5 protein-coding genes and 1 pseudogene are annotated in these 5,010 nt (G+C 62.2%); all 6 read right to left on the bottom strand.

All coding sequences use genetic code 11. The features are described from left to right. A pseudogene (locus ACMV18_RS09725) lies at positions 1-533 on the bottom strand (protocatechuate 3,4-dioxygenase); the annotation flags it as partial. Positions 534-554: 21 nt separating this feature from the next. Beyond that, on the bottom strand, positions 555-1,772 hold the full coding sequence (locus tag ACMV18_RS09720; RefSeq protein WP_420817672.1) for a CaiB/BaiF CoA transferase family protein: 1,218 nt from the start codon (positions 1,770-1,772) through the stop codon (positions 555-557). Positions 1,773-1,782: 10 nt separating this feature from the next. Continuing rightward, positions 1,783-2,223, bottom strand: coding sequence for a Zn-ribbon domain-containing OB-fold protein (locus ACMV18_RS09715; protein WP_420817671.1), 441 nt, complete (start codon positions 2,221-2,223; stop codon positions 1,783-1,785). Positions 2,224-2,227: 4 nt separating this feature from the next. Further along, a complete protein-coding gene (locus ACMV18_RS09710) occupies positions 2,228-3,442 on the bottom strand; it encodes a thiolase domain-containing protein (RefSeq protein ID WP_420817670.1) in 1,215 nt (404 codons plus the stop codon). Between the two features lie 55 nt (positions 3,443-3,497). Then, positions 3,498-4,478: a tripartite tricarboxylate transporter substrate-binding protein gene (locus ACMV18_RS09705; RefSeq protein ID WP_420817669.1), complete on the bottom strand. Its 981-nt coding sequence runs from the start codon at positions 4,476-4,478 to the stop codon at positions 3,498-3,500. Positions 4,479-4,533: 55 nt separating this feature from the next. Next, positions 4,534-5,010, bottom strand: a 477-nt coding sequence (locus ACMV18_RS09700) for an acyl-CoA dehydrogenase family protein (protein ID WP_420817668.1), incomplete at its 5' end; no start/stop codon positions are given.

Genomic DNA, 5,010 nt, shown 5'->3' with positions numbered 1-5,010 from the left:
ATGCTGTCCATGGCCGTGATGTCGAAATCGCGCTCGCACAACTGGCGAATCAGCCATTCGGCCATGTCGCTCTTGACCGGGTATTCCTTGTCCTGCTCCGGTTCATGCCGCCACATACGCGCCGACTTGACCCAGTTGTCTGAGGCCGAGGCGGGCTCACGGGCGGTGTTGCGAATGGTGGGACCGTAGTAGATGGCGAACGCCGGGTTGTTGCTCAGGCGGAACAGCTCCGTCTGGTCGTCACCGACGATGAACAGCACATCGAGCTTGGCATCACGGATGCGCTGGCCCAGGTGGTCCATGGCCGCCTCGGCGGCGTCGTAGCGCTCGCCCATCTTTTCCGGCGTGACCATGGCCTCGGTCCCCGGAGGGGCGGCAGCCAGCAGGGCCTCATAGTCGGTCTTGTTGCCCTGCTTGTCGTAGTAGTGGGCGTTCTTGGTGTCGATCACACGGAAACCGTGCTGCCAGTCCTCGCGTTGCGAGACCAGCATGATGCTGTGGGAAGACGCAAATGCGGCAACGAGTTGGGCCATGGTGCGGGAATCTCCAAAAAATCAAACCACGTATTTCGCGCGCAGGGCCGCGATCTGCTCGGGGCTGTAACCCAAGCCTTGCAGGATGGCCTCGGTCTGGTCGCCCTGATGGGGGGCGGGAACCAGGGGCCCCTCGTCACGCGGGTGGGCGGAAAACTGCATGGGCAAACCGACCACCTGGATGTCGCCCAGCTCGGGATGGTGCATGGGACGGGCAATGCCCCGGTGCTTGACCTGCGGGTCTTCAAACATGTGGTCCACCGTGTAGATGGGGCCACAGGGCACACCTGCATTGAGCAGACGCTCGGTCCATTCGGCCGTGGTGCGTGCCTTGAAGGCGGCGCCAATCGCTTCATTCACCCGGGCACGGTTCTGGACACGCTCCGGGTCGGAGCCAAAGCCGGGTTCGTCGATCAGATGGGGCACCTCCAGCGCATGGCACAGGCGCTTGAACATGGTGTTGCCAATGGCCGCCAGATTGATGTAGCCATCGCTGGTGGCAAACACCCCCGTGGGCACGGTGAGCGGATGCTCGTTGCCAGTGGACTTGGGCACCTTCTTGTCAATCAGCCACTGAGCCGCCTGGAAATCCAGCATCGCAATCTGGGATTCCAACAGCGAGGTCTGCACCCACTGTCCTTCGCCGGTGGCTTCGCGTTCCAGCAAGGCGGCCATGATGGCCTGGGCGCAAAAATGGCCTGAGCACAGGTCCGCAATCGGGATACCGACCCGCATCGGCCCATCTTCAGGCTTGCCGGTGACGCTCATCAAACCGCCCATGCCCTGGGCAATCGAATCAAAGCCCGGCCAATTCGCATATGGGCCATCCTGACCAAAGCCAGAGATGCTGGCATAGACCAAACGTGGGTTGATGGCGCGCAAATCCTCAGGGCCAATGCCCAGGCGGTACTTGACATCGGGACGGTAGTTCTCGATGAACACGTCGGCGGTCTTGACCAGCTCCTTCAAGATCGCCAGACCCTCAGGCTCCTTCATGTTGAGGGTCAGGCTCTCTTTGTTGCGGTGCAGGTTTTCATAGTCCGCACGGTTGTGGTCGCGGCCCCCGATCATGTCGTCGCCGCCGGGCGCTCCGGGCGGGATTTCCAGCTTGATGACGCGGGCGCCCAGGTCAGCAAAGGTCCGGATGGCGGTGGGACCCGCGCGCACCCGCGAAGCATCCAAAATGGTAAAGCGGGACAGCGGTCCCTTGCGAACAGCCGTGTTGTGCGGTGCAGTCATACGACCTCCCTCAAACCGGCGTGAACATGGGCACGGCGTGGCCGTCGGTGGGCTTGAAGACCACGCGCACCTTGTCGCCAATGGCGACCTTGGCCGGGTCGCAGTCCACCAGATTGGTCATCAGGGTGACGCCTTCTTCCAGCGTGACGTACGCCAGGGTGTAAGCAGCGTCGCCCTGGCCCATCGTGCTGAAGGAATACACCGTGCCGGTTCCGGCCGCTTGCTGCCAAACCGTGTCGCTGCTCAGGCAATGGGGGCAAATATCGCGTGGGTAATGGTGGACCTCGCCACAGGCATTGCATTTCTTGACCAGCAGCTTGCCTTCATCGGCCGCCTGCCAGTACGCCAGTGATTCCGGCAGAACCCGGGGCGCGGGAATCTTGCGGGGCCCTGCGGGCGGACGCGCTGGTTTTTCAGCCGCTGGTTTGGACGTGTTTTCAGGGGTGCTCATGGTGTCAAACCCTTTCCAGAATCAAGGTACCGGCGGTGTGGCGGGACGCCAAGGCGCCGCCAATGCCGTTGGCCAAAGCCAAAGTGCAATTGGGAACCTGTACAGAGGGATGGGCTTCGCCACGCAATTGGCGAACGGCCTCGATCACCTTGGTGACCCCACCCCGGTTGGCCGGATGGTTGTTGCACAGACCACCGCCATCGGTGTTGAACGGCAGTTTGCCCACACCAGAAATCAGGTTGCCGTCCATCACGAACTTGCCGCCCTCGCCTTTCTTGCAGAAGCCCAGGTCTTCCAACTGCATCAGCACGGTGATGGTGAAGCTGTCATAGAGGGACGCATATTGGATGTCTGCCGGCGTCACACCAGCCTCAGCAAAGGCCAGGGGGCCCGACCAGGCTGCAGCGGAATACGTGAGGTCCAGCTTGCCGCCCATGCCGTGTTTGGGCGCCTCACCGGTGCCACGCACCTTGATCATGGGGCGCTTGAGTTGCTTGGCGATCTCGGGACGGGCCACGATCAGGGCACCGCCGCCATCGCTCATCACACAGCAGTCCAGGCGGTGCAAGGGGTCGGAGACCATGGGCGAATTGACCACCTCTTCCACGGTCACCACCTTGCGCAGCATGGCGTGGGGGTTGTGCTGGGCGTGGTGAGAAGCCGCCACCTTGATCCAGGCCAGCTGCTCGCTGGTGGTGCCAAATTCGTACATGTGGCGCTTGGCCACGGCCGCATACAGGTTCTGGGTGGCGGGGCCGTAGGGCAGCTCAAAAGCCAGTTCTGGTGCATCGGGATCCGGGGCCTTGAGCGCCGTCTTGGGCGGCATCTTGCCCGCACCTGCAGCCGCAGCCGCAGCGGCTTTGGCAGCCTCCATCTGTGCCCGAGGGCGACCGGCCAGCGTGATCAGTGCCACGTTGCAACGGCCAGCGGCAATCGCCTCGGCCGCATGCGCGACATGCAGGATGGGTGCAGAACCACCACACTCCGTCGAATCAACATGGCGCAGCTTCAGACCCAGGTACTCGGCCATGGTCGATGCCCCAAGGCCTGGGGCATCGCCAGCACAAAAGTAGCCGTCGATGTCGTTCTTGCTCAGGCCCGCATCTTCCAATGCGCCCTTGGCCACGTCGGCATGAAGGCGCACGACCGACAGGTCGTCGGCTTTGCGGGTGGGGTGCTCATAGGCACCCACGATGTAGGCAGCTCCGTTCAAGCTCATGGTGTGTGGTGTCCTGTCGATGAAAACAAAAAGAAGGTGTCCGATCAGGAGCCGATCAGGATTCCGGCTTGAAGCCCGAGGCCTTGATGATGGGATCCCAGAACTTCAGCTCTTTGCGCTGCAGCTTGTCCATTTCCTCGGCGCTGCGGAAATCGGGATTCAACGTCGCTTTGTTGACCAGGATTTCCCGCACCTCGGACAGGCTGAGTGCATATTTCAGGCCATTCTGGATGCGCTCGATTTCGGCCTTGGGGGTCTTGGCGGGTGCCCACATGCCGGTCCAGGCATCGCCTGCATCCAGCTTGATGCCTTGTTCCATCATGGTGGGGACATCGGGCAGAACTGGAGAACGCTGTGCGCCAAACTGGGCAATCACCCGTACCTTGCCGCTGCGCTGGTGCTGCACGATGTCGCCCGCCGTCATGATGCCTGCAGGCACCTGACCGCCGAGCAAATCGGTGGCCAGAGGACCGTTACCACGGTAGGGAACCACCTGCAGAGGCTGACCGATGATCTTGCCCAGTTGCAGGCCAGTGAAGTGGGTATGGCCGCCTGCACCCGCAGAACCAAAGGTAGCCTCCTTCGGATTGGCCTTGAGCCAGGTAGCGTACTCCTTGGCATCCTTCACATTTAGGTGGTTGCTGACCGCCAAGGCCAGCGGGTAGGAGACTACCACCCCCACCGGCGTGAAGTCGGTCAGCATGTCGTACTTGAGCACACTGGCGGGATAGAGCAGGGTCTGAAACACTGGCGTGGCGTTGGGGGCAATCATGTAGGTGAGGCCATCGGGGGCTGCCGCCTTGAGGGCCTGGGCTGCCAAGCGGCCGCCTGCACCGGGCTTGTTTTCCACAATGATGGGCTGCTTGAGCACGGTGCTCAGCTTGTCGGCCAGCAGACGAGCCACCGTATCGGTAGAGCCACCGGGCGGAAAACCCACCAACAGCTTGATGGGCTGTTTGTCCTGGGCAGTGGCAGCGAAAGCCAAGCCTGCTACCAAGCAAGCCACGGTGGATTTGAGGAAAGTGGAACGGCGCATGATGGTTTCTCCTTGGAATACTTTCAAGATTTAATAGGTCGCAGGGTGAGTCGCTTCAGCGGGACTGCGCGACCCGCTGCAAATGCCAGTTGGCATCGCCAAACAGCTGGCCAATCACCATCAAACGCTTGGCGTAGTGGGCGACGCGGCATTCATCGGTCATGCCCATGCCACCGTACAGCTGAATGGCGGTCAAGCCGATCTGGCGCCCCTGCTGGCTGGCATACGCCTTGGCGGCAGAGACCACCCGGCGGCGCTGCTGCACATCGTCAGATGCCAGCACGGCAGCTGCGGCACAGGCCATGGACTTGAGCTGTTCCAGCGCAATCGCGATGTCAGCCACCCGATGCTGCAAGACCTGGAACTTGGCCAGGGGCGCACCAAACTGTTTGCGGGTACGCAGGTGTTCCGCCGTGTGCACCAGCAAGGCATCGACGGCACCCACCGCTTCGGCGCACAAAGCGGCAACCGCCGCATCCAGCGCCACCTCGACGACATCAGCCGCCTCGCCCACCGTGCCCAGCACCTGATC

This window comes from Aquabacterium sp. (assembly GCF_048860245.1).
GTDB lineage: Bacteria > Pseudomonadota > Gammaproteobacteria > Burkholderiales > Burkholderiaceae_C > Aquabacterium.
The sequence above is the reverse complement of the archived record's forward strand: the minus strand, read 5'-3'. Positions and strand labels throughout refer to the sequence as shown.